The sequence below is a fragment of the Janthinobacterium sp. SUN128 genome (assembly GCF_030587275.1).
GTDB lineage: Bacteria > Pseudomonadota > Gammaproteobacteria > Burkholderiales > Burkholderiaceae_D > Janthinobacterium > Janthinobacterium lividum.
In genome coordinates this window covers 1-1,449 of sequence record NZ_JAPWHY010000012.1, presented here as the reverse complement: position 1 = coordinate 1,449, position 1,449 = coordinate 1, and the positions used below count along the sequence as shown (strand labels likewise).

1 rRNA gene is annotated in these 1,449 nt (G+C 51.1%); it reads right to left on the bottom strand.

What is annotated here, in order from left to right:
• Positions 1-99: 99 nt before the first annotated feature.
• Positions 100-1,449: ribosomal RNA gene (locus O3297_RS28720) — 23S ribosomal RNA — on the bottom strand; the annotation flags it as partial.

Here is a 1,449-nt window from a genome sequence, read left to right as displayed (position 1 = left end):
GCCATGAATCTGGAAGAAGCAAAGATTGGGGTAATGACTGGTAGTATCAACACACACGCAACGTTGTACCGTCTTATCCTCTGTACCTGCTAAGGTTATAGGGACAAGCCGTACGGGCAATTAGTACTGGTTAGCTTAATGCATTACTGCACTTCCACACCCAGCCTATCAACGTCCTGGTCTCGAACGACCCTTCAAAGAGCTCAAGGCTCTGGGAAATCTCATCTCAAGGCAAGTTTCCCGCTTAGATGCTTTCAGCGGTTATCTCTTCCGAACTTAGCTACCCGGCAATGCCACTGGCGTGACAACCGGTACACCAGAGGTTCGTCCACTCCGGTCCTCTCGTACTAGGAGCAGCCCCCTTCAAATTTCCAACGCCCACGGCAGATAGGGACCAAACTGTCTCACGACGTTTTAAACCCAGCTCACGTACCACTTTAAATGGCGAACAGCCATACCCTTGGGACCGGCTACAGCCCCAGGATGTGATGAGCCGACATCGAGGTGCCAAACTCCCCCGTCGATATGAACTCTTGGGAGGAATCAGCCTGTTATCCCCAGAGTACCTTTTATCCGTTGAGCGATGGCCCTTCCATACAGAACCACCGGATCACTATGTCCTACTTTCGTACCTGCTCGACTTGTCAGTCTCGCAGTTAAGCACGCTTATGCCATTGCACTATCAACACGATGTCCGACCGTATCTAGCGTACCTTCGAACTCCTCCGTTACACTTTAGGAGGAGACCGCCCCAGTCAAACTGCCTACCATGCACTGTCCCCGATCCGGATAACGGACCAAGGTTAGAACCTCAAACAAACCAGGGTGGTATTTCAAGGTTGGCTCCACGAGAACTAGCGTCCCCGCTTCAAAGCCTCCCACCTATCCTACACAGATTGGTTCAAAGTCCAATGCAAAGCTACAGTAAAGGTTCATGGGGTCTTTCCGTCTAGCCGCGGGTAGATTGCATCATCACAAACATTTCAACTTCGCTGAGTCTCGGGAGGAGACAGTGTGGCCATCGTTACGCCATTCGTGCAGGTCGGAACTTACCCGACAAGGAATTTCGCTACCTTAGGACCGTTATAGTTACGGCCGCCGTTTACTGGGACTTCAATCAAGAGCTTGCACCCCATCATTTAATCTTCCAGCACCGGGCAGGCGTCACACCCTATACGTCCACTTTCGTGTTTGCAGAGTGCTGTGTTTTTATTAAACAGTCGCAGCCACCAGTTTATTGCAACCCTTTCACCCTCATGGAGTAAACCAATCAAGCTACCGGGGCGTACCTTTTCCCGAAGTTACGGTACCAATTTGCCGAGTTCCTTCTCCCGAGTTCTCTCAAGCGCCTTAGAATACTCATCTCGCCCACCTGTGTCGGTTTGCGGTACGGTCTCGTATGACTGAAGCTTAGAGGCTTTTCTTGGAACCACTTCCGATTGCTTCGTG